Below are 18,544 nucleotides of genomic sequence, written 5' to 3'. Positions count from 1 at the left end.
GGAGTGAGAAAATCATGACGAAACCAACTGGTTTTTTAACATATGCACGAGCAGATGTTAAAAAAGAAGCACCACATAAGCGGGCAGCTCATTGGAAGGAATTTACGCGTCCGATGTCTACACAAACATTACAGGAACAAGGCGCGCGCTGTATGGATTGCGCTGTACCATTTTGTCATACGGGCACAGAGGAAGTGGGTTGTCCAATTCATAACCTTATCCCTGAGTGGAATGAACTTGTATACCGCAACCAATGGAAAGAAGCGCTCGTCCGATTGCACAAAACGAATAACTTCCCAGAGTTTACAGGGCGTGTTTGTCCGGCGCCATGTGAAGGGTCCTGTGTGGCAGCCCTCCATGGCGATGCCGTCGCAATTAAGTCGATTGAGAATCATATTGTTGAGCGCGGTTTTGCGGAAGGTTGGATCATTGCGCGTCCTCCGAAAGTGCGAACAGAAAAAACGGTTGCCATTGTCGGTTCCGGACCTGCTGGTTTAGCCGCCGCCGATCAATTGAACCAAGCAGGGCACACGGTGACCGTATTTGAGCGCGATGATCGTGTTGGTGGCTTACTCACATACGGCATTCCTGATGTGAAACTTCCTTTTTCGATCATCGAGCGCCGGATCAATCTTTTACGAGAAGAAGGGATTTCCTTTGAAACAGGCGTGGACATTGGCTCGGATATATCCGCTGCGGTCTTACGAGAATCGTTTGATGCGGTCATTTTAGCAACGGGCGCAACAAAACCACGGGATTTGTCATGTGAGGGACGGACACTTGACGGCGTTCATTTTGCAATGGACTTCTTGCGCGCGAATACGAAAAGTTTGCTTGACTCTAACCACCAAGACGAGCAATTTTTATCCGCTGCCGGGAAACATGTCATTGTTATCGGTGGTGGAGATACGGGTGCCGATTGTATCACGACGTCTGTACGCCATGGCGCGCTTTCTGTGACACAATTTGATATTAATGCGCAAAAAGGGTTTACGCGCGCGTCTGAAAATGCATGGCCACTTTTTCCGATTGTCCACACCGTTTCAGATGCGCACGAAGAAGCGATTGCTATATATGGGGAAGATCCACGAGCATACAAGCTACAAACAAAGCGGTTTCTTGGTGCGAATGGACATGTGACGGGTTTAGAAACTATCGAAGTCAACACAACAATCGATGCACAAGGGAGGAAAACACGTACGGAAGTACCGGGAAGCGAGCAAGTGTGGCATGCTGATCTTGTTTTATTAGCACTCGGATTTGAGGGGGCAGACGCGACCCTATGTGAAGCGCTCGGTGTGCAGATGAGCACTTCACAAACAGTGGCTCAAGGCAGACGTCCGTATGAAACTTCTGTCCCAGGTGTATTTGCAGCGGGTGATAACCGCCGCGGGCAAAGCCTTGTTGTTTGGGCAATAGATGAGGGAAGAAAGGCAGCAGCGGTGTGTGATCGGTTTTTGGGGGGTAGATAGAGAGGGAGCGATGAGCCCTTCTTTTCTTGAGCATTTCTGTGAATCGGGATGCTTTTCGTATGTTATACTTCCTTATGTACCCACTAATTAACGGACAAAAGGAGACATCACCATGTGGAGAAAGCACATCATCCAAACAACCCGAGGTCATTTCGAGCTTTTCTGCAAAGGATCCGGTTCTCCCATTTGCATCACCCATCTGTACAGCGCATTTGACGAGCGTGGGACGTATTTCGCAGAACCGTTCTGTGAACACTTTCAAGTTTTCCTTGTGAATTTACGCGCAGCAGGTGCATCGTGCGGTGCGGAATTAGAGGAAGAATTATCAATGAAAGAGGCTGTAAAAGACTTAGAAGCCATTCGAGAAGCGTTAGGAATAAAACAATGGGCTTTCGCTGGGCACTCTACTGGGCATGCTTGGACTTGTGTATGCGCTCACATCAGGTGCTTCACTCGCAAAATTACTCATTAATGGTGCCGCAGCAAGCAATAACTACATGGATCATGAGAAAAGTATGTATTGTGCACGTAACCCAGACAACGCTGCGGTGAAGTCGTACTTACAAACATTAAATGACCCGAATGCAACCCGCTCCGAACGTCAAGAAGCAGCACAAGCATGGACAAAGCTATCATTATTCCGTCCAGAAAAATATGATGATTATTTCGCAAAGCCATCAAGCGGGCGCGTTGTCCCGCGCCGACTCGATTACTTTAGCTATCAAGAATTACCGCATTTTCATTTAACAGACGCACTAAAACATATCACCGTACCGACTGTCGTGTGCTGTGGACGACATGATGCGCAATGTCCGGTCGATTGTTCACAGGAGATTGCCGAAAAAGTTCCTGGTGCAAAGCTCATTATTTTTGAAGAAAGCAATCACAGCCCGTTCCTAGAAGAGGCAGGTGCTTTTGCACAAGTCGTGACAGATTTCGCGACCAAATAACGCATATTAGCCTTCGCCATTTGTTTGGCTTACATGATTTTTCTGCTTTGTTTTGTGTGAGCCACTGAGAGGTTCGGGCATGTGCCCGCTATGCTCTTTCGATGCGTTTCGTCGTTGATCTTTGGCGTTGTGTCGTTCAGTCATCGTTCATCCCTCCTGTAGTCAGTGTGGCATGCAGGAGGGATTTTATGCGTCAAACGACCAAATGTTATCCAATCCTAAAAAAACTATTTAAACTTCACCCCAACTTTGCTATGCTTATGAGTGGGTCTTATCTCGTATGTTGTAAAAGCGCTTTCTAGATGGATGCGTGGAAGCGAAACCAATCTTTAGACAACGCGCGCATAATACGGTATGATAGGATTGATGAAGGAGGGGATCTTTAGATGACAAAAAAACATGATGTATTCAAAGCGCGATCTTCTTTCGATCTAAACGGGAAGACGTATCATTACTATGCACTTGATGCTTTAGAAAAAGCAGGACTTGGCAAAGTAAGTAGGCTACCTTACTCAATTAAAGTCCTACTCGAGTCTGTTCTTAGGCAGTATGATGATTATGTCATTAAAAAGGAACATGTGGAGAATTTAGCGAAGTGGGGCACGGATGAACAAAAAGAAATTGATGTGCCGTTCAAACCATCACGTGTCATTTTACAAGACTTTACAGGTGTACCAGCGGTCGTTGACTTGGCAGCACTGCGGAAAGCGATGGCAGATTTAGGTGGGAATCCAGATGAAATCAACCCTGAAATTCCAGTTGATCTTGTCATTGACCACTCTGTACAAGTAGATAAATTCGGTACAGATGATTCATTACTCTATAATATGAACCGTGAGTTTGAACGTAATGGTGAACGTTACGAGTTTTTAAGCTGGGCAAAAAAAGCATTTGATAATTATAATGCCGTGCCACCAGCAACGGGTATTGTTCACCAAGTGAACTTAGAGTATCTTGCGAGCGTTGTCCATGCTGTTTCTCAAGACGGCGAGCTTGTGGCGTTCCCAGATTCATTAGTTGGGACAGACTCTCATACGACGATGATCAATGGTCTTGGCGTCCTTGGTTGGGGTGTCGGCGGGATCGAAGCAGAGGCAGGTATGCTTGGACAACCGTCTTACTTCCCGGTACCAGAAGTCATCGGTTTGAAATTTACAGGGACGTTGCCAAGCGGAACGACTGCGACAGATGTTGCTTTAAAAGTGACGCAAGTGCTCCGTAAAAAGAATGTGGTTGGTAAATTTGTCGAGTACTTCGGTCCTGGACTTGCGGTCATGCCACTTGCAGACCGAGCAACCATTTCTAATATGGCACCTGAATACGGCGCAACGTGTGGTTTCTTCCCAATTGATGAAGAATCACTCAATTACTTGCGTTTGACTGGACGTTCAGAGGAGCAAATTGATCTTGTTCGTACGTACTGTCAGGCAAACGGTATGTTCTATGTACCAGGTGAAACGCCTGACCCTGCTTATACAGACGTTGTCGAAGTGGATTTGTCACAAATTCATGCGAACTTGTCAGGGCCGAAACGTCCGCAAGATTTAATTGAGCTACCGAACATGCGCCAGTCTTTCCGTGATGCAGTTGTCGCACCAGCCGGAAACCAAGGACTTGGCTTATCAAAAGATGAATTTGCAAAAACAGTTGATGTGACATATAAAGACGGCCGTAAAACAACAATGAAAACAGGCGCAGTCGCGATTGCGGCCATTACAAGCTGTACGAACACATCGAACCCGTATGTGCTTGTCGCAGCAGGACTTGTCGCGAAAAAAGCGAGCGAGCTTGGTTTAATTGTACCAGAATATGTAAAAACTTCTCTTGCGCCAGGTTCTAAAGTCGTCACCGGTTATTTACAAGACTCCGGTTTAATGCCATATTTAGAAAACCTCGGTTTTAATTTGGTCGGTTATGGCTGTACAACATGTATCGGAAACTCGGGACCACTTGAAGATGAAATTGAAGAGGCGATCACAAAGCATGATTTAACAGTATCGTCCGTTCTATCTGGAAACCGGAACTTTGAAGGGCGGATTCATCCACTCATCAAGACAAACTACTTGGCGTCACCACCGCTTGTAGTTGCGTACGCGTTAGCGGGTACGGTTGATATTGATTTACTCAATGACCCAATTGGTCAAGATAAAAATGGTAAAGATGTCTTCTTTAAAGACATTTGGCCAAACAACGAAGAAGTACGCAACATTGTTGACAAAACGGTCACACCAGAACTGTTCCGCCGTGAATATGCGGACGTCTTCACAAGTAATGACCGCTGGAATGCGATTGATACAACGGATGATGCGCTTTACAAGTGGGATGATAGCTCGACGTACATTGCAAACCCGCCGTTCTTTGAAGGACTGTCAAAAGATCCTCAGCCGGTCAAACCATTACAAGCGTTGCGTGTCATTGGGAAGTTCGGTGATTCTGTCACAACAGACCATATTTCACCAGCGGGTGCGATCGGTAAGACGACACCAGCAGGGAAATTCTTAATTGAAAAAGGGGTAAAACCGGTAGACTTTAACTCATATGGATCTCGTCGTGGAAATCATGATGTGATGATGCGCGGGACGTTTGCGAACATCCGCATTCGTAACCAAATCGCACCGGGCACAGAAGGTGGCTTCACAACTTACTGGCCAACCGAAGAAGTGATGTCGATTTATGATGCGGCGATGAAATATAAGGAAGACCAAACAGGCCTTGTTGTCATTGCTGGTCAAGATTACGGTATGGGATCATCTCGTGACTGGGCGGCAAAAGGAACAAACTTGCTCGGTATTAAAACCGTTATTGCCGAAAGCTATGAGCGTATTCACCGCTCAAACCTTGTGTTGATGGGTGTACTCCCGCTTCAATTTAAAGAAGGCGAAAGTGCAGAAACACTTGGTTTGACTGGGAAAGAGGCTATTTCTGTAGCGATTGATGATACGGTAAAACCGCGTGATTATGTAACGGTGACGGCTGTTGATGAGAGCGGAAAGAAAACGGAATTTGAAGCCCTCGTTCGTTTTGATAGTGATGTAGATGTTGATTACTATCGTCATGGCGGGATTTTACAAATGGTGTTGCGTGATAAATTAGCAACCGTATAACGATTGTCGTGAAGAACCTATCTGCATAAGATGTGATAGGTTCTTCTTCACTACTCAAAGCGATGAGACTTTACAAGCATATCTAATAAGTCGTAAAAAAAATTACACACACATTTACACACAAACTCATTATGTGTTATAGTGGAGACACGCCCTCACACCATCCTTGGACATTTTGGCGTAGTGGGTGACAGAGCTTGATGCGACTCTTTCTTTTGCAGGAGAGGAGAAGCCAAGCTCTTTTTTTGTTGTCAACTCTTCGGCAGCTTCCATACATAAATCGTTGCAACAAGACGAACAATATATGCGAAGAAAGATTGTCAGAGGGAGGCAGTCAACATGTTTGATTTTTGGACGGGCACCGAAGATCTCCCGATTTATGGGTTCCTTATCCGAGCGATGATTATTTATAGTTATATTTTTTTCATTGTACGTGTTCTTGGACAACGAACGATGAGTTCTATTGATGCCCTTGATTTTATTTTCGGTGTCGTGATTGGCGACATCTTAGGGGAAACATTGACAGAAGGAAATTCCTCATTAACCGGACCCATGGTTGCTGCGGCTGTTGTCGCATCTTTACACTTGTTATTAAGTTACTCTTCGCTAAAGTCAAGAAGGCTACGTCGCTTTTTTGAAAATGAACCGATTATTCTTATGAGAGATGGAGAAATTTTACCTGATCAATTGAGAAAAACAAAAATTACACTTGATTCTTTTATGATGGATTTACGTTTAAACAATGTAAGTGATTTAAATACAGTTGACTACGCAATTTTAGAGATGAATGGACTCATTAGTATCATTAAAAAAAGCGCCGATACCCCGGTGTCCCGAGCAGATATGAATGTTCCTTCTCCAAAAACCGGTTATCCTACTGTCGTAATTGAAGATGGTGTCATTATTGAACAGAATTTGCATAAAGTCGGAGATATGCAGTGGTTAAAAGCCGAGTTACAAGCACGTGGCTTGCATACAACGCAAGTCTTTATAATGACAGTAGATGAAAATAAAACGATTTATATTTCTTGTAAATGATCCAACTACAATATGTTTATTATTAAGAAAAAAAGGGGATAACTGAATTAAAAATAACTGAGGTGAAACAGGTGAGAAAACATATTTCTTTTAATGAACGTGTGAAACAAAATCGTGAACACTTATTACAGAACGAAAGAGAAATGGAACGCTTGGAAAAGATATTTGAAAAGAAACATATGATGCCTAAAAATAGCCTCATCCCATTTGTATAATCATTTTTATGACGGTTAGGATATGTATGGGAGGGATTGTCATGGGAGAAAAAAACGGATTTGCACAATTCACGCCTGACCATCTAGGCGAACAATCACGCACATCTAACCGCAACAACGGAAAAAAGATGGCAAGTAAGTCCAACCATCAACCTGACTATGTCCCACCTAAAGGATAAAAGCCACCAATCGGTGGCTTTTTGACGTTTTTTCGTCATGTGTCATGAGACAGAGGACACGGACGACGAATTTTGTTAAGATGAATGCACATATCATTTGTTCAAAATGTACATTAGGGGAGAATTGAGCGTGGAAATTATTTTTAACTTGATTGGGTATATCATTGTAGCACTGCTTGTTGGTGTGACTATTTGTCAAATACTTCCGAGCACTCGGGAGATGAACATAGGATCACGAAGCCAGTTCGTAGCTTTGCTCAGTAGCATGCCAGCATTGTTGCTCATCCAAATTTTATTTCTATCGGTGACCTATGCAGAATTTTTTTCAATGCCATATGTCGATGCCGTGCTCATCACATTGCAAGACCATGCGATCGGTCAAAGTTGGTTGTACACCATTGTCATTTGGCTGGGTCTCATTCTCAATGTGTTATTTTTTTATAAAAGAAATTCTGCGGTGATGGCGTGGATCAACCTCGTTGGGATCGTGCTTATGATTGTCGTGCTGAGTAGTGCCAGTCATGGTGCTTCTGTCGCGGGCAGCACTGGTTGGTTGGCAAATAGCTTGCATTTAATTGGTATGGCTTTTTGGATCGGTCCACTATTTGTCGTCAGCCTTTATGGTACACGGTTGAAACATCCACATCAGTTCCAACGGATGTTTTCGGTGCTTGCTTTATTTTCTCTACTATTCCTTATTGCGAGCGGCTTTATTTTAATGGGCGAGATGGCACCTGACTATGTGAATAGCTGGATGTTATCTTATGGTCAATTGTTACTTATTAAGCACTTATTATTTTTGCCATTGCTCGTCTTCGGTTTTCGACATATGATGGCATTAAGCGGAAAAGGCGTACATCTGGATACTGCAGAAAGAATGCGTTCATTTCGAATGGAATCGTTATTTGCGCTTGCAATTTTTGCGGTGACGGCGTGGATGACAGAAACAGAGCCACCACACAATGTATTGCGGACATTGCAATTTGAGCCAATGAATGCCATCACGTCTCTGTTTTTGCGCGAGCCTTTACTAGAGAACCAACTACTCTCATTTACGCCAAGCGGAATCGCTATCGTTTTATTCATTTGTGCAATCGCCTTACTGATGATTGCCATCATAGCGGCATGGCGTATACGAAAGACGTTCATGACGACAAGTTTCCTGCTTGGATTTATTGGTTGTACGTACATTGCGGCGATGCTCAGTTTGACACCAGGTGCGATTCCGGTGAACTTAACATTGCATGAAACGATGGAGGAGGCGATACATGTTGGTTATGAGGAGACAGACGATGTCGTGCTACTCACCGCGTTGCCGCGTACAAAAGAAGATGTGATTGTCTTGTACCGTGTGAATGATCGTGACCTCGTAGCAGAAAGATTAAAAAAGGAAGCAGATGGTTATCGAAAGTACTTAGATGCAACCGTAAAAATATCCGGCGGTTTTTTCACTTATGGTGAGCAGTTTATGGAGACATTCATGTTTTTAACGAATGATTGGTTTGATCAACCGAATGTAAATACGTACGTGTCAATTGGGTTTGTGCCACAAAATATTGCGACGGTGGAAATTGTCTTTCCTGAAAAAACAATGCGCGTAGATGTATCTGATCAAGTATTTTTCTCGGCTATCACAATAAAAGAGCCATTGACTGAAGCGCATCATTATCGGTTGTTAGACGCGCAAGGGAAGGTCGTTGAGGAAGTGAATAAGCGACAGTTATTTCACGAAGGGCATCACCATTAGCTCATACGTGCAAAATGTCGATACGTGCGTTATACTACAAGGAAAGTTCATTGGAGTGAGGTGTTCAGCTTGCCACGAACAGTAGAAATTGTGATTCAACCACAGTATGCAGATACAGATATGATGGGTGTTGTGTATCACGCAAACTATTTGAAGTATTTCGAGCTTGGACGAACAGCTTTCATTGAGGCAGCCGGCTACAGTTATGTCCAGATGGAAGAGAAGGGGTTTTATGCGCCTGTATATGATGCCAGAGTGACTTATAAAAGTCCGTTACGTTATGGGGACAAAGCGACACTTTCTACTTGGTTATCTAACAATGATGGCATTAAGACGACGTATGCATATGAACTAACAAATGAAAACGGCGCACGATGTGTCACAGGTTGCACCACTCATATTATTGTTAAAAAGGATTCATTTAAGCCGGTAGCTTTCAAAAAAGCGTTTCCTGATTGGTTTCACCTATATGAAGAATGGAAGATGTAACAGCTGGTATGAAGCCATTTAATTTCGCTCATGCTAGAAAAGTGAACAAAGAGGAGGATCCATCATGAATGTGAATCAAGAAACGATCCGTGACGCCTTACGTACAGAAGCGCACGTCGATCCAGCATTTGAAATAAAGCGGCGAATTGATTTTTTAAAAGCATATGTAACAAAAGCACGCGCAAAAGGATTTGTCCTTGGGATCTCAGGAGGCCAAGATTCCACGCTTGCTGGAAAATTGGCGCAAATGGCGGTTTCACAATTGAATGAAGACACAGGTGATCATTATACGTTTCATGCTGTTCGTTTGCCCTATGGCATACAACAAGACGAAGCCGATGCGCAAGCAGCACTTGCATTTATTCAGCCTGATCGTTTGCACACGGTCAACATAAAAGCGGCTGTTGATGCTTCTGTACATGCATTTGAAACAGCAACCAAGTCGACACTCTCTTCTTTTTTGAAAGGAAATACGAAAGCACGTGAACGAATGAAAGTCCAGTTCGATTTGGCCGCACATTATGGCTGTCTTGTGCTTGGCACCGACCATGGTGCAGAAGCTATCACCGGTTTTTTCACAAAATTTGGCGATGGTGCTTGTGATCTTGCACCACTGTATGGATTAACGAAACGACAAGGCAGAACACTTTTACAAGTACTCGACGCACCTGAGCGACTTTATACAAAAGTACCGACAGCTGACTTGGAAGATGATCGACCAGGGTTGCCTGACGAAGAAGCACTCCATATGACCTACGAGCAAATTGACGACTATTTAGAAGGAAAAGAAGTACCCGATTCAATTCGAAAACGGATTGAAAAAACATATACAGCAACAGAACATAAGCGGCAAGGGCCCGTGACGATTTATGATACGTGGTGGGTATAGAAGCATACACGATGAAAAAAGAGACATGTTATCGGACGGATGATCATATCTAATGTAAAGACAGAACTAGATGTGATAGGGAGAGACGATCATGAAGAAAAAGTGGTTGCTTTTGTCAGGATTAATTTTGTGTTTATGTTTACTGGTTGGACTGAGTGTGACCTTCTGGAAAACTTGGCCAAGTGATGCAACATCCATCCAAACAGAAACAGCGGCGTCTTCAAATAAGACGCAAGAAATGAGCGGACTTGTGCTCACACTAAATGGGGTTACGACGGAAAAGCAGGAGGATGACACACTTCTCGTTCTCGCAGATGTGACTATTGAAAATACTCGTAAATCAACTGTCAATTTTTCACTTATGAACTTTACGTTAATGGATACGGATCATTATGCTTATGAGCATGTATCTAATGTTGAAACAAAAGGGATCTTAGGTGGTCAAATTCCATCGGGTCGTGCCGTTAGTGGTGAAGTGGCATTTATCGTTCCAAAAGGAGCATCGTTTGAACTACTATATACAGATCATTTCCGGACAGGGCAATTGGTGTTCCCATTTACAGTAGACAACAAATGATATGCTGTCTACTCGTTTTTTTTTCTCCATATCGCACAAACTAACATACAAAGGGGTGGCGATATGCGAACAGGTAAGCGTTCAGAAGCAACATTTTTATTTATCAATGAAGCAAGCGTTTATTACGAGCGTCATGAAAGTCGAATAAAGCCCGCACAAGGTGTGGTTGTCCTCATTCATGGCTTCCTCGCATCAGTCGATAGCTATCGCCGATTGGTCCCCATTTTGCGGAAAAAGTATGATGTTGTTGTCTTTGACTTGCCTGGATTTGGTCGCAGCAGCAAACGACGCGCAAAGGTTTATTCCTTCTCAGAATATGCAGCTGTCGTCCACCAACTTGTCATGCGGTTGCACCTTGGAGCAGTGACGGTCGTAGGACATTCGATGGGAGGGCAAGTGGCATTAAAATTTGCACAGCGCTATCCTGAGGATGTGTCCCGTGTCATTTTATTATGTAGTTCAGGTTATCTAAAATGTGTGAAGCGACCCGTTCGCCTTGCTTCTTATTTGCCTTTCTCTGCACAATTGTTGAAATGGTTGGTTCATAAACAAACAATTAAGCCACTGTTGCAAGAAGTAGTGTATCGAAAATCCTGTCTCACTGTTGAAAAGATGCAGGCATTTGAGCGATCCTTGAATGAAAACGTTTTTTATAAAAGCTTGCTTTATTTGGCACAACAACGTGAAGGTGACATGGCGACAGAGGTGTTGCAAACCATTACACATCCTGTTTTAGTTATCGCTGCTGAACAAGATCGCCTTATTCCTTTAAGTACAGGGAAACGACTACATCAAGATTTACCGGAAAGTACATTTAAGCTCATTCGCAAGTGTGGACATTTGCTTCCAGAAGAACGACCAAAAGAAGTTGCAAAAGCAATTGATCAATTCATTTTAGAAAAGCGCACAGATCAATCGTTATAGTGTGTTATAATCGACGTGTGGTAGGATTTCACATCCATTATTGATCTCGATTAAGGAAAAGAGGGTTTTCTGTGTCATCTGAACGAAAAAACAGAGAGAAAAATGGCATTTGGTCATTGCGTGTCTACTTATTTGCAGCCTATGCTGGAATGACTGTCATCATGAGTTACTTACCTGTGTTCTTCCAACATGTAGGACTTTCAAGCAGCCAAATAGGTTTATTGATGGCTGTTGGTCCGTTGGCATCTATTTTTTCACAACCAGCCTGGGGATTTTTAAGTGATAAATATCAAACGATTAAACGCATGTTATCACTTGCAATCGTTGGCTTGCTATTTTCGGCAGGCTTGTTTATGTTTGTGTCAGGCTTCACGGCATATCTCGTGCTCGTATTTTTGACGTTCCTGTTCATGTCACCAAGCACTGCTTTAGCGGACAGTCTAGCTGCACGTACTGCCAATGCCCATCACATCTCATTTGGCTCCATCCGATTGTGGGGATCTCTTGGGTTTGGCTTTGCTTCTTTAACAGTAGGAGTCTTTTTAGATTCCGTCGGCATTAGCTATCTTTTTGCTGCTTTAGCATTTTTTGCATTTTGGTCGTTAATCTTTTCTCATTTCCTCGTTGACTTACCAATCGCAGGCAAAGTCGTGACATTAAAAAGTGTTTTTACATCTGGAATCATACGGGTACTTGCTTTATTTTTGTTGCTTGTTGCGTTTGTCTCGCTTACACATAGGGCAAATGATATTTATTTAGGTTTGTACATTGTGGAGCTAGGGGGAAGTGAATCCCTTATTGGTACAGCGTGGTTTATTGGTGTTGTGACCGAGGCACTCATGTTAGCACTATCATTTTTATGGTTTCGTCGTTTTCATCCACTCGTTTTTTTAATCATCGCTTGCTTTATTTATGCGATCCGTTGGATGTTCATGGCAAATGCAACAAGTCCCGAAATGCTCCTGCTTATCCAATGTTTGCACGGGGTAAGTTTTGCGATGTTTTACGTGAGTGCAATTCAATTTGTGACTAAAATTATCCCGGATCATTTACAAGCTACCGGTCATATGCTTTATTTAACTACATTCTTTGGTGTATCGGGAATGATTGGTTCGCTCCTAGGTGGGTGGTGGATTGACCAATTTGGTATGGCTTCCTTATATACTGGAATGGCGATAAGTGCCGCCATTGCTGGTCTTGCTATTTTCGTTGCAAAAGGACGCTTACTGCAAACGGAGGCTGAGATGTCTTAAAAAGTGGACAGGAAAGAGAGCGCATCGTCTCTCTTTCTATTTTATAAAGAAGCCACCAACCTTGGCAACGTACGGGGAAACTTGTTGAAATGTTTTCACAAGTTGATCAACAGTGTTTGCGGTGCGACCAATATCAAACTTTCCTTCATGATCAGTGAAAGGTGCTGTGAAAAATTCCTTTGCCTGCATTTTTGGTTTTTGTTGTTGTTGGAAGTTGTCTTGCAACGGGCGTCGTTGTGGTCCTGGGCGAAATGCTTGTTGACGTGGAGCTGGTTGCGGGTGCCACTGCTGTTGCGGATGTGGGGGAGCATATGGGTGACCGTGTGGATGTCCAGGATGGTACGGGTGAGAGTAGCCGTGCATGTGCCCCATTGGTCTTCTTGACAACGGTCCTCGTTGTTTTGCAAACATCGCAACTCCTCCTTTTTACGTAATAAAAATCGTTTTTCTCCTACCAGAGATAAACACAGTTAATTGCGGTGCTTCAAATTGAGCGCGAACATCTTCTTCAGAAAATGGAAACGGCACATTCACAATGCGTTCTCTTGAATGACTTTGACGCTGATAAGAAATGGCTTCTGTTTGATCATCTAGCGTTGTGAACTCATGTTCATCACGTACACGTATTATGAGTGCTTGTGGTGCCACCTCTAAGTCAATTTGTTCTTTCATTACATTTCCTAGCTGAGCCTCGACTACGAAATATCCTGATTCTTCGCTTGTTTGAATAGGAATCGCTTCTTCAAAGGCCATATTTGTAAATTGTTCAAATGCTGACTGAAAAAACTGGTCAATGGACGCTAAGAAGTGAGCCGTTGCCTGATCCCGTTTTGATAAAGATGTGTGGTCTTTGTGCATTTGAATTTGCCTCCTCGTCAAGTAACTACAGTATCGTATGAACAGAGGAAAGGAAAGGTGATTGCGGATGTTTCCAATTGTTGATACACATTGCGACGCACTATGTAAGTTAGCGACAGGGACCGCGCAAAGCTTTGTTAATGATCCCACGCTTGAAACGAACTTAGAAAGGTTGCAGCGAGGACGAGTACGGTGTCAATTGTTTGCTTTATATGTGCCGCCAAGTGTGAAACAAGAAAACATGTTTGCCATGGTGAGAAAACAAATCGCTGCTTTTCATCAAGCGGTACTCACTTGTCCAAACATGGTTCACATTCGTTCTCTCTCGGAGATTGCGACATTAAAAGACGGACAAATTGGGGCAGGTTTAACATTGGAAGGGATGGATGCCATCGGTCGTGACCGTGCACAATTGTCATGGTTGTATGAACAAGGAATTTTGGCCATCGGATTGACGTGGAATGATGCAAATATGTGTGCGGATGGAGTTGGTGAAAAGAGAGGGGCAGGACTGACTTCGTATGGAGAAAGCGTAATTGCTGAGAACAATACGCGGGGCGTGGTAAATGATGTATCGCATTTGAGTGTGCGTGCCTTTTGGGATGTAATGGCACAATCAAAGAAGACAATGGCAAGTCATTCAAATGCATATACGGTTTGTCCACATCGCCGCAATTTACGTGACGATCAACTCGATGCACTGATCAAAACGGACAGTTTCATTGGGCTTGTATTTTATCCGCCGTTTGTGACAAATAAAGATGAAGCATGCTTGGACGATTTATTGCCCCATATCGACCATATTGGCAGCCGGGGAGGCATCAAACATATTGGATTTGGCTCTGACTTTGACGGTATAGACACGTATGTGACAGGGTTATCACATGCAGGTTGTTACGACACACTTATCAATCATTTGCTGAAGTTTTATCGAGAGGAAGAAGTACGTGGGTTTTGTTCTAGAAATTTTATGGAGAAAGTTGTGCGGCACTGACGATATTAAAACTAGGCAAGCACCTACTCATGTGCCTGCTTAGTTTGTTGTTCCATTTTTAACCCATGTATTAAATTGCTCGGTCGTCATAAAACCGCATTTGTGTAAAAAATAAGCGTAACCGTAGCGTCTTTTCTTTTTTGACATATTCCTGCCTCCTTTTGGTCAGTATATTCACCAAGGGAAAGAAAGTTTACTTAGGGAAAGAAAATGAAGGGTCTCGCTTGATTTTAGTAAGGGAGAATTTGTTTTTGAAGGGGGCAGTGCGCTGCAAGACATTCACGGGACCGCATGTGTTGCATTCATATTGGTATTATTTCTCTACAACGATCAAAAATAAGTGTAGCTATATAGGAATTAGACCCGTCTATGTTGAACATTTTACATGGACGGGTCTAATTTTTTAGTTGTGCGCATCGTTTTTGGCAAAAGTAATGAAGCACTCTTCCATTTCATTCAAGCCACATGCTCCGCACTGAATCCGCATGTCGGGTCCATTATACTGCATGTGAAATGCGTCTAACTTTTCATTAGAGAATTGCTCAGCAATCTCTCCAGTATGTGGGTCTAGCTTTACAGAACGAACTTCTTGCACAATTTGATGAAACCTCGTCCGATTTGTTTTACATTTTGGGCATAAATATGGTTGTGACATGCGATCATCCTCCTATTTCGGAATACAGAAATTAGTTATTGGAAGGCAAATGCTTACTACGGTCTTTCGTATTATGGCAAAAAAGTGTCAAAATATGAGCGATGTTACAAAAAAGATGTGACCACTTTAAAAATTTTATTTGTCTATTTTATGAGAGATGTGCAAGATGCAGGCTTACGTAGCGCTTTTTATGAAGATATCTGATAGGATGTATACAATACTAAGGTTCAGAGATTAACTTAGGGACCAACAAGAAAGGTGATTGATGTGCGAACACCGTTTTTTTATGCAAGATGGCTTCCGTTGTTAGCTGTTGTACTACTGTTAAGTGGGTGTGGCAATTTAACTGTACTTGATCCACAAGGACCTGTAGCAAAGCAACAAAGCCATTTAATTATCCTTTCAATTGGATTTATGATTTTTATTGTGTTGGTTGTTTTTATTTTATTTACAATGATGCTCGTGAAATACCGCGACCGTAGTGACCATAAAGGATATGATCCGTCGATTGAAGGCAGTCATAAACTTGAAATCACATGGACGATTATTCCGATCATCATTGTTACACTATTGTCGATACCAACTGTGATGACCATTTATCAATTAGAAGAAGTGCCAGAAGTTACAGCAGACAATGTGGAGACGGAGCCACTTGTCATTCACGCAACGAGTGTCAATTGGAAGTGGATTTTTAGTTACCCAGACGAAGAGATTGAGACGGTGAACTATGTCAATATCCCAACTGACCGTCCCGTGTTATTCAAACTAACGTCCGCGGATTCGATGGCTTCTTTTTGGGTGCCGCAGTTAGGGGGACAAAAATATAGCATGGCTGGGATGGAGACAGAATTATATTTGGCTGCGACTTCACCTGGCACTTACGATGGCCGAAACGCAAACTTTACTGGTGAAGGATTCGCAGAACAGCGCTTTCTAGTAAATGCGTTGACACATGATCAATACGCAGCATGGGTGGAGGAAGTCCAGTCGGAAGCGCCACCCCTATCAGAAGAAGAGTATGCACATTTAATGGTACCAGGACATGCAACGGAGATGACATTCTCTTCGACGCATTTAACATTTGTCGACCATGTACAAGAACCTACGTACGCACTTGATCGGCGAGCGGAGCTTGGATATAAAGCGTTAAGTCCACACTCTCGTGAAGGGAAAAAGTGGGAGATGCCACTTTTATCACAGCCAATTGATATAGAAAAAAGATATTGAACGTTTTTGGAGAGGAGATAGACTGTTGAAATGGGATGAATTCATTGTGACAGGCGATCCGATGATACTTGGGGCACAAATATCAATTGCACTAACGAGTATTGCCATGGTCGTCGCACTCACATATTTTAAAAAGTGGCGCTGGCTATGGACAGAATGGGTCACCACTGTTGATCATAAACGAATTGGGATTATGTATATCCTATGTGCCTTGCTCATGTTATTCCGTGGCGGGGTAGATGCGTTAATGATGCGGGTACAACTCGCTGCACCAGGAATGGAATTTTTAAATGCACAGCATTATAATGAAGTTTTTACGACACACGGCACAATTATGATTATTTTTATGGCAATGCCGTTTTTAATTGGGTTAATGAATGTCGTGATGCCTTTACAAATCGGGGCGCGGGATGTAGCGTTTCCATTTTTAAATAACTTGAGTTTCTGGACATTCTTTTTTGGGATGGCGTTGTTTAATGTGTCCTTCATTATTGGTGGCTCTCCTGAGGCAGGGTGGACGTCTTATTTTCCGCTTGCATCGAATGACTTTAGCCCCGGAGTGGGGCAGAACTTTTATGCGCTTGGCTTGCAACTATCTGGCATAGGGACACTTGCGACCGGAATTAACTTCATTGTGACGATTTTAAAGATGAGAACAAAAGGTATGACGTTAATGAAGATGCCAATGTTTACATGGACTGTACTCATCACGTCACTCATCATTGTACTCGCATTCCCAGTTTTAACGGTTGCACTCGGTATGATGACGTTTGACCGTTTATTTGGGACCGCCTTTTTTACCTTACAAGGGCAAGGGCTCGATATGTTATGGGCCAACTTGTTTTGGATCTGGGGACATCCTGAGGTATATATCGTCATTTTACCAGCGTTTGGGATTTTCTCAGAAATTATCTCAACATTTTCGCGGAAAAAGTTGTTTGGATATGATGCAATGGTTGCGTCCGTTGTCATTATTTCGTGCTTAAGTTTCCTTGTCTGGGTGCACCATTTCTTTACGATGGGGAATAGCGCGATGGTCAACTCGTTTTTCTCAATTACAACGATGGCGATTTCAATTCCAACGGGTGTGAAGATCTTTAACTGGCTCTTTACGTTACACAAAGGAAGGATTCGCTTTACGACACCGATGCTCTGGTCATTAGGGTTTATTCCTAACTTTGTCGTTGGTGGGGTTACTGGCGTCATGCTCGCAATGGCGGCGGCTGATTACCAGTATCACAATACGTATTTTCTTGTTTCACATTTTCACTACGTATTAATTGCAGGAACTGTATTTGCTTGTTTTGCCGGATTAATCTTTTGGTACCCGAAAATGTTCGGACATCGCTTGAATGAGCGCATCGGTAAATGGGTGTTTTGGTTCTTCATGCTCGGCTTTAACGTCTGCTTCTTCCCGCAATATTTCTTAGGATTAGACGGGATGCCGCGCCGCATTTATACGTACTTTGAATCTGATGGTTGGCTGACGCTCAATTTCATTTCAACTATCGGTGCAGTAATGATGGCGATTGGCTTTGCGTTGTTTGTTTACAACATTTATTACAGTTTCCGCTATGCGCAGCGGGATACAACGGGCGACCCGTGGGATGGGCGTACACTTGAATGGGCAACCTCTTCAGCGGTACCGCCTTTCTATAACTTTGCAAAACTACCGGAAGTGAAAAGTCGCGATGCGTTTTGGGATTGGAAAGAAAACGGCATTGATCCGAACAATATTTCTTCCTACGAGAAAATCCACATGCCAAACAACACGTGGATCTCACCTGTCATGTGCTTGATGATGTTCATTGCTTCATTTGCCCTCGTCTTTAGCTGGTTCTGGCTCGCAAGTTTAGGGGCGCTCGGGATTATCGTTTGTATGATTTTACGCTCGTTTGAGGAAGATGATGGCTATTATGTAAGTGCCGAGCAGGTGGCAGCGATTGAGAAGCAACAGAGGGAGGAGCGATAAC

At 43.2% G+C, this 18,544-nt stretch carries 20 protein-coding genes; 16 read left to right on the top strand and 4 right to left on the bottom strand.

Features of this window, described 5'->3' with window-relative positions; translation table 11 throughout:
- Positions 1–14 precede the first annotated feature (14 nt).
- The 3 genes from NSQ26_RS05340 to NSQ26_RS05330 all read left to right on the top strand — a co-directional run bounded on the left by NSQ26_RS05340 (position 15) and on the right by NSQ26_RS05330 (position 2,422).
- Entirely contained in the window at positions 15–1,472 is a 1,458-nt protein-coding gene (locus NSQ26_RS05340) for a glutamate synthase subunit beta (RefSeq protein WP_499719557.1), read from the top strand.
- Between the two features lie 112 nt (positions 1,473–1,584).
- Complete coding sequence (locus NSQ26_RS05335) at positions 1,585–1,944, top strand: alpha/beta fold hydrolase (RefSeq protein WP_499719556.1); 360 nt, start codon at positions 1,585–1,587, stop codon at positions 1,942–1,944.
- Positions 1,886–2,422 (top strand): alpha/beta fold hydrolase, encoded by a 537-nt coding sequence (locus NSQ26_RS05330; protein WP_499719554.1) that lies wholly within the window; start codon positions 1,886–1,888, stop codon positions 2,420–2,422. Before NSQ26_RS05335 ends, NSQ26_RS05330 begins: the two co-directional genes overlap by 59 nt.
- Positions 2,423–2,428: 6 nt before the next feature.
- Here NSQ26_RS05330 and NSQ26_RS05325 read toward each other — a convergent pair whose 3' ends face one another.
- Entirely contained in the window at positions 2,429–2,566 is a 138-nt protein-coding gene (locus tag NSQ26_RS05325; protein ID WP_499719553.1) for a small acid-soluble spore protein P, read from the bottom strand.
- Positions 2,567–2,808: 242 nt separating this feature from the next.
- Here NSQ26_RS05325 and acnA point away from each other — a divergent pair, with 242 nt between their 5' ends.
- From acnA to NSQ26_RS05275, 10 genes are all read left to right on the top strand, one after another.
- Positions 2,809–5,526, top strand: a complete 2,718-nt coding sequence (acnA, locus tag NSQ26_RS05320; RefSeq protein WP_499719551.1) for an aconitate hydratase AcnA — start codon at positions 2,809–2,811, stop codon at positions 5,524–5,526.
- Positions 5,527–5,865: 339 nt separating this feature from the next.
- Positions 5,866–6,564: a DUF421 domain-containing protein gene (locus tag NSQ26_RS05315; protein WP_499719550.1), complete on the top strand. Its 699-nt coding sequence runs from the start codon at positions 5,866–5,868 to the stop codon at positions 6,562–6,564.
- Between the two features lie 71 nt (positions 6,565–6,635).
- On the top strand, positions 6,636–6,779 hold the full coding sequence (locus NSQ26_RS05310; RefSeq protein WP_499719549.1) for an FbpB family small basic protein: 144 nt from the start codon (positions 6,636–6,638) through the stop codon (positions 6,777–6,779).
- Between the two features lie 41 nt (positions 6,780–6,820).
- Entirely contained in the window at positions 6,821–6,958 is a 138-nt protein-coding gene (gene sspN, locus NSQ26_RS05305; protein ID WP_090775008.1) for a small acid-soluble spore protein N, read from the top strand.
- Between the two features lie 130 nt (positions 6,959–7,088).
- The gene (locus NSQ26_RS05300; protein ID WP_499719548.1) at positions 7,089–8,705 is read left to right on the top strand and encodes a CopD family protein; all 1,617 of its coding nucleotides are present in this window, start codon (positions 7,089–7,091) and stop codon (positions 8,703–8,705) included.
- Positions 8,706–8,774: 69 nt separating this feature from the next.
- Positions 8,775–9,194 carry an acyl-CoA thioesterase gene (locus NSQ26_RS05295; protein WP_281241400.1) on the top strand — a complete coding sequence of 140 codons (420 nt, stop codon included), beginning with the start codon at positions 8,775–8,777 and terminating at the stop codon, positions 9,192–9,194.
- A gap of 64 nt (positions 9,195–9,258) precedes the next feature.
- The gene (nadE, locus tag NSQ26_RS05290; protein ID WP_499719546.1) at positions 9,259–10,083 is read left to right on the top strand and encodes an NAD(+) synthase; all 825 of its coding nucleotides are present in this window, start codon (positions 9,259–9,261) and stop codon (positions 10,081–10,083) included.
- Positions 10,084–10,174: 91 nt separating this feature from the next.
- A complete protein-coding gene (locus NSQ26_RS05285; RefSeq protein ID WP_090775011.1) occupies positions 10,175–10,660 on the top strand; it encodes a DUF4352 domain-containing protein in 486 nt (161 codons plus the stop codon).
- A 63-nt stretch (positions 10,661–10,723) separates the two neighbouring features.
- Positions 10,724–11,584, top strand: a complete 861-nt coding sequence (locus NSQ26_RS05280) for an alpha/beta fold hydrolase (protein WP_499719544.1) — start codon at positions 10,724–10,726, stop codon at positions 11,582–11,584.
- 71 nt (positions 11,585–11,655) lie between these two features.
- Positions 11,656–12,837, top strand: coding sequence for an MFS transporter (locus NSQ26_RS05275; protein WP_499719543.1), 1,182 nt, complete (start codon positions 11,656–11,658; stop codon positions 12,835–12,837).
- 36 nt (positions 12,838–12,873) lie between these two features.
- Here NSQ26_RS05275 and NSQ26_RS05270 read toward each other — a convergent pair whose 3' ends face one another.
- Together NSQ26_RS05270 and NSQ26_RS05265 are read right to left on the bottom strand one after the other, a co-directional pair.
- On the bottom strand, positions 12,874–13,248 hold the full coding sequence (locus NSQ26_RS05270) for a YppG family protein (RefSeq protein ID WP_090775013.1): 375 nt from the start codon (positions 13,246–13,248) through the stop codon (positions 12,874–12,876).
- 15 nt (positions 13,249–13,263) lie between these two features.
- The gene (locus NSQ26_RS05265; RefSeq protein WP_090775014.1) at positions 13,264–13,695 is read right to left on the bottom strand and encodes an Hsp20/alpha crystallin family protein; all 432 of its coding nucleotides are present in this window, start codon (positions 13,693–13,695) and stop codon (positions 13,264–13,266) included.
- A 67-nt stretch (positions 13,696–13,762) separates the two neighbouring features.
- On the opposite strand from NSQ26_RS05265, the gene NSQ26_RS05260 reads away from it, so the two are divergent.
- Positions 13,763–14,689, top strand: a complete 927-nt coding sequence (locus NSQ26_RS05260; protein ID WP_499719542.1) for a dipeptidase — start codon at positions 13,763–13,765, stop codon at positions 14,687–14,689.
- A gap of 403 nt (positions 14,690–15,092) precedes the next feature.
- Here the strand turns inward: NSQ26_RS05260 and NSQ26_RS05255 are convergent, their stop codons facing one another.
- Positions 15,093–15,344, bottom strand: coding sequence for a DNA alkylation repair protein (locus tag NSQ26_RS05255; protein WP_499719541.1), 252 nt, complete (start codon positions 15,342–15,344; stop codon positions 15,093–15,095).
- Positions 15,345–15,611: 267 nt separating this feature from the next.
- On the opposite strand from NSQ26_RS05255, the gene qoxA reads away from it, so the two are divergent.
- Both qoxA and qoxB read left to right on the top strand, forming a co-directional pair.
- Complete coding sequence (gene qoxA / locus NSQ26_RS05250; protein ID WP_090775017.1) at positions 15,612–16,571, top strand: cytochrome aa3 quinol oxidase subunit II; 960 nt, start codon at positions 15,612–15,614, stop codon at positions 16,569–16,571.
- 25 nt (positions 16,572–16,596) lie between these two features.
- Positions 16,597–18,543, top strand: a complete 1,947-nt coding sequence (qoxB, locus tag NSQ26_RS05245) for a cytochrome aa3 quinol oxidase subunit I (protein ID WP_499719539.1) — start codon at positions 16,597–16,599, stop codon at positions 18,541–18,543.
- Position 18,544: the final 1 nt, after the last annotated feature.

The organism is Bacillus sp. FSL W7-1360 (assembly GCF_038592975.1).
Lineage (GTDB): Bacteria > Bacillota > Bacilli > Bacillales > Bacillaceae_D > Shouchella > Shouchella lonarensis.
This window is presented reverse-complemented; position numbering and strand designations above follow the sequence as displayed.

What these genes read in the sequence shown, in the direction of transcription:
- NSQ26_RS05340 (WP_499719557.1), top strand. Translation starts at nt 15, where the DNA reads ATGACGAAACCAACTGGTTTTTTAACATATGCACGAGCAGATGTTAAA.
- NSQ26_RS05335 (WP_499719556.1), top strand. Translation starts at nt 1,585, where the DNA reads ATGTGGAGAAAGCACATCATCCAAACAACCCGAGGTCATTTCGAGCTT.
- NSQ26_RS05330 (WP_499719554.1), top strand. Translation starts at nt 1,886, where the DNA reads ATGCTTGGACTTGTGTATGCGCTCACATCAGGTGCTTCACTCGCAAAA.
- NSQ26_RS05325 (WP_499719553.1), bottom strand. Translation starts at nt 2,566, where the DNA reads ATGACTGAACGACACAACGCCAAAGATCAACGACGAAACGCATCGAAA.
- acnA (WP_499719551.1), top strand. Translation starts at nt 2,809, where the DNA reads ATGACAAAAAAACATGATGTATTCAAAGCGCGATCTTCTTTCGATCTA.
- NSQ26_RS05315 (WP_499719550.1), top strand. Translation starts at nt 5,866, where the DNA reads ATGTTTGATTTTTGGACGGGCACCGAAGATCTCCCGATTTATGGGTTC.
- sspN (WP_090775008.1), top strand. Translation starts at nt 6,821, where the DNA reads ATGGGAGAAAAAAACGGATTTGCACAATTCACGCCTGACCATCTAGGC.
- nadE (WP_499719546.1), top strand. Translation starts at nt 9,259, where the DNA reads ATGAATGTGAATCAAGAAACGATCCGTGACGCCTTACGTACAGAAGCG.
- NSQ26_RS05285 (WP_090775011.1), top strand. Translation starts at nt 10,175, where the DNA reads ATGAAGAAAAAGTGGTTGCTTTTGTCAGGATTAATTTTGTGTTTATGT.
- NSQ26_RS05280 (WP_499719544.1), top strand. Translation starts at nt 10,724, where the DNA reads ATGCGAACAGGTAAGCGTTCAGAAGCAACATTTTTATTTATCAATGAA.
- NSQ26_RS05270 (WP_090775013.1), bottom strand. Translation starts at nt 13,248, where the DNA reads ATGTTTGCAAAACAACGAGGACCGTTGTCAAGAAGACCAATGGGGCAC.
- NSQ26_RS05265 (WP_090775014.1), bottom strand. Translation starts at nt 13,695, where the DNA reads ATGCACAAAGACCACACATCTTTATCAAAACGGGATCAGGCAACGGCT.
- NSQ26_RS05260 (WP_499719542.1), top strand. Translation starts at nt 13,763, where the DNA reads ATGTTTCCAATTGTTGATACACATTGCGACGCACTATGTAAGTTAGCG.
- NSQ26_RS05255 (WP_499719541.1), bottom strand. Translation starts at nt 15,344, where the DNA reads ATGTCACAACCATATTTATGCCCAAAATGTAAAACAAATCGGACGAGG.